The sequence below is a fragment of the Novosphingobium sp. SG707 genome, from assembly GCF_012275515.1.
Taxonomy (GTDB): domain Bacteria; phylum Pseudomonadota; class Alphaproteobacteria; order Sphingomonadales; family Sphingomonadaceae; genus Novosphingobium.
In genome coordinates, this window is the sequence record NZ_JAAZQL010000030.1 from 1 (window position 1) to 3,818 (window position 3,818).

At 60.0% G+C, this 3,818-nt stretch carries 3 protein-coding genes; all 3 read right to left on the minus strand.

Features of this window, described 5'->3' with window-relative positions; genetic code table 11:
• Positions 1 to 90: 90 nt before the first annotated feature.
• From FHW92_RS25395 to FHW92_RS25405, 3 genes are read right to left on the minus strand one after another with little or no spacing between them, the layout of a single operon-like run.
• Positions 91 to 1,095: a site-specific integrase gene (locus FHW92_RS25395; protein ID WP_168606070.1), complete on the minus strand. Its 1,005-nt coding sequence runs from the start codon at positions 1,093 to 1,095 to the stop codon at positions 91 to 93.
• Positions 1,092 to 2,459, minus strand: coding sequence for a tyrosine-type recombinase/integrase (locus tag FHW92_RS25400; RefSeq protein ID WP_168606071.1), 1,368 nt, complete (start codon positions 2,457 to 2,459; stop codon positions 1,092 to 1,094). Before FHW92_RS25400 ends, FHW92_RS25395 begins: the two co-directional genes overlap by 4 nt.
• Complete coding sequence (locus tag FHW92_RS25405) at positions 2,456 to 3,685, minus strand: site-specific integrase (RefSeq protein ID WP_168606072.1); 1,230 nt, start codon at positions 3,683 to 3,685, stop codon at positions 2,456 to 2,458. Before FHW92_RS25405 ends, FHW92_RS25400 begins: the two co-directional genes overlap by 4 nt.
• Between the last annotated feature and the right edge of the window lie 133 nt (positions 3,686 to 3,818).

The following is a 3,818-nucleotide window of genomic DNA, read 5'->3' on the forward strand; positions in this document are numbered from 1 at the left end:
CTTCACTAATCGCGAGGTGCCCATAATGCGGAGGAGCGTTGCCTGATTGGCGGATTTCCCCCGTTCTTGTCCATGTTCCTCCGCATTATTTCAGAGCGTGTCGAGCCAGGCGAGTACGCTTGCATCGCGCTTCCAGGATGGCAGGCAACCGGTTTCGGTCGGAACGGCGACCTTCTCCAGAGCTTTCCGTTTCGTTTCCAGGTTGGCCTTGGCATAGTGGTTGGTCGTATCCAGGCTGACATGGCCGAGCCAGCTACGGATGACCGTAACGTCGACACCGGCCGAGACGAGGTGCACGGCGGTGGCGTGCCGGAAGGCGTGTGGCGTTATATGCCTGGCGCGCAGCGTTGGCATGGTCTCGGCAGCTGTCTTCACGTAAGTGGCGAGCTTGAAGCGAACGCCAGAAGCGCTGAGCGGCTCGCCATAGCGGTTGACGAAGAGCCGCTGGTCGGGAGCCCGTGGTTGCCGTTCAAGCAGCTTTTTCAGCAACATCACGGTTTCAGGCCACAGCGGGCAGATACGTTCCTTCCGGCCTTTGCCGGTCAGGCGTACGCAATTTGGGCTTTCGAACCGGATTGCTTCAGGGCACAGGTCGAGTGCCTCCTGTATTCGGGCGCCGCTGTTGTAGAGGAAGGAGAGCAGCGCATGGTCGCGCATCCCCACAACGGTCGACCGGTCAGGCTGAGCGAGGATCGCGGTCACTTCCGCCGGATCCAGATAGCTCGGCTCCGCCACCGGAGCGCGCTTGATCGGGATGTTGAGGATTTCGACGCATTGGGTGATCGACGCGGGATCCTTGGTGGCCACGAAGTGGAAGAAGCTGCGGATTGCGGCAAGCCGGCAGTTGCGCGTACCGATCGTACCGCTGCGTCCATGCTCGGCATGGCTGAGGAATGCGACCACCTCGCTTGCGACCAAATCGGCCAGCGTAATCGCAGCCACCTTCTTCCCGGCACGCTGCGCGACGAACCGCAGCAAAAGCCGCCAGGCATCGCGATATGATTTTACCGTATGGATGGACGCATTGCGTTGCTCGACCAGCCATTCGTAGAAGAATGAGCGCATCAGGTCTGGGAACGGGTTGCTCTTGCTCATGGCTGTGCCTCCCACCCCAGGCTTAGGCATTGTGCGCCCACCGTGCGGAACCGCTCGCTGGCGAGGTGCAGCAACTCTTGCGTGATCGTAATGTAGACCAGCGTGGAGTTGATATCCCGATGGCCGAGGTAGGTCCCAAGGAACGGCAAACGCTCCTGCGGATTGATACCCGTCCGGTACCATTCCAGGATCCTGTTCACGACCATCGAGTGGCGCAGGTCATGAATGCGCGGCCCCGCTTTTCCTCGCGATGGTTTCAACCCTGCGCGGCGCGTGATGTCGGTGAGCAGCCAGGTGATCATTTCCGGCGTGTAATGGCCATCGCCTCGCTCGTGCCAGAACAAGCCGGAACGCGCGTCCTGTGATCCACCGGCGCGCAGCCGCCCATCGATGTAGGCTCTGAGCTCGACTACCACGCTGTCGGGTAGCGGCAATATGCGGGTCTTGAAGAACTTTGTCTGCCGGATGGTTATCGTACCGTCCTGCAGGTCAACATCACCAAGATCGAGACGGGCAAGTTCGCCGCGCCGCAAGCCAGCGCAATAGGCGAGAAGCAGCATCGTGTACGCGCTCAGCGGGCGAAGCGGTGCCCGGGGAGAAGGATAGGTGCGGGCAACATCGAGCATCCGCCGCACGTCGGCAGGCGAGTAGATATGAGGTTTTCGCCATTGCATGGCGGCCTCCTTCCGTGGTCTCGGATCGGGGCGCCGCACAGGTATCGACGGGTCGTGGTGATGACGGATTTTCGCAAAGACGCGTTTAAGCTCTTCGCATTCCTCAGCCCGGTGACGCGTGACATTCGCTTCCGCCCATCGTTCGATCATGGCGCTCAGCGGTTCTGCTTTCGGTCCGGGATGCGACTGCAGGAACCGATCGAACCGCAGTAACAACTGGGGCTGCGATGTGTATTTGTAACCTCGTCGCCGCATCATCGCGACATGCTCGGCCATCATTTCGCCCAGCACGCTGCCGAACGGTTTGGGTTGACGCAGTTCGGCAAGTGCCTCTTCCGGATTTCGCGATGCCAATGCCCGCCAAATCGGCATGCACTGCTTGATATTGCACTCATCGCGTAGAGCGGCGACGGGATCGTGATGGACCGCGCCCATTTCCAGCATGCGTTCGAGGAACCGGTCAACGATGCGGGTGCGATGCAAAAGCGTGGATGGCGCTCGGCGAACCGCTGATTTTCGTAGCCAGGCCAGCAGCACCTCCTGATCGAGTGCCTCGTAGCGTTCGGCGACATCCTGGAAGCCGTGCAAGACTTGGGCGTAGCAGGCTCGGCTTTTCATACTGTGCAGATCAAGACTCGCGATATAGCGGCCAATGATCACGCGGTCGGGATCGGGCCACCGCGCGGTCATGCCACCAACTCCATACCCGACACGTCGAACGCGATAGCTCTGAGATCTTCGGTAGCAAGCTTGAGGTAGGGAGCCGTCGAGCCTGTCGAACGATGCCCCAGCAAGTCGCCGATGACCTTTTGAGGCACCGCATTGCGCAGCATTTCGACCGCGCGAGCATGACGGAAGATGTGTGGCCCACACTTGCCACGCGGTTGGACGCCAGCCTCACGCAGCCGCCGCCGAACCATGCTGTAAAGCTTGTCGAGCTTTCGATAGGGCGCGCGCGTGCGGACGAAGATTTCTCTGGCATCGGTCTCGGGACGCCCGGAGCGCAGATAAGCGAGCACCGCTTCACCAACCGGCTCAAGAAGGGGCAGCAATGTGCTTGCCCGCGTCTTGTGGTGCCGAACATGGATGGCTTCCCTTCGCCAGTCGATGTCTTCGATCCGCAGATGGCGGATCTCTCCAGACCGGAGACCATAAACGGCGAGGAATTGCAGGATCGCATAGTCCCGCATCCCTGCCGATGACGTATCCTGCTCGGCACTTTCCAGAACGGCGATTATTTGACTGCGGTTCAGGGCCGAAGGTACGCCTTCATATGCATACAGCGTGGGCGCCAGGACATGCCCGGACATATCCGTCATGACGCGACCTGTGATATAGAGGTGGCGCAGCAGTGCGCGAAGCCGCTCTGCCACGGATTTCATCGAGCAGCGCGTCAATTTCGGTGCGCGGAAATCCATGTAGTGGTCAATGTCTGCGACATTCAGACCCGCCAGGTCGTCGTTTCCGTGATCGATCTGCCAGGCAAGGAAGCTCCGGGCTTCCCACATTAACGCTGCGATGCTCGCGTGAGCCAGCCCGCGTTCCTCGCGCAGCCAGCTTTCATATTCGGCGCAGATTGAAAATCGGATCTCATCGGCTGCGCAGGTAGGCTTGATAGATGGTGGCCATTGGCCGTGGACAAGCCGCAAAAGCGCATGAATCCCAGAGCGCGGGACCTCGTGCCAGCGTACGCTGGGGGGCCGGCCACGCTGCTTTTCGAACAGCATGATGGCGTGCCGGAGATAGTGCTCCACCAGTTCATCAGTCACGTTCGCGATAGGAATGCCACGTTGTGCCAGATAATCGAGAAATCTGGATGCGTAGGTGCAGTAATTCCTTGCCGCGACAGGGCTGTACCGCTGGCTGATCAGCGAGGAACTGAGTGCGGCGATGAGTTCGTTACGGTTATCAGACATTGGCAGGTCCTCCGTTGGTCGATTGACCCGCAGAGGTTCGGCTCAGAATAATGCAAAGCAAGAAGATCCGAGAACGGCGGAAATCCGCCAATCAGGCAACGCTCCTCCGCATTATGGGCACCTCGCGATTAGT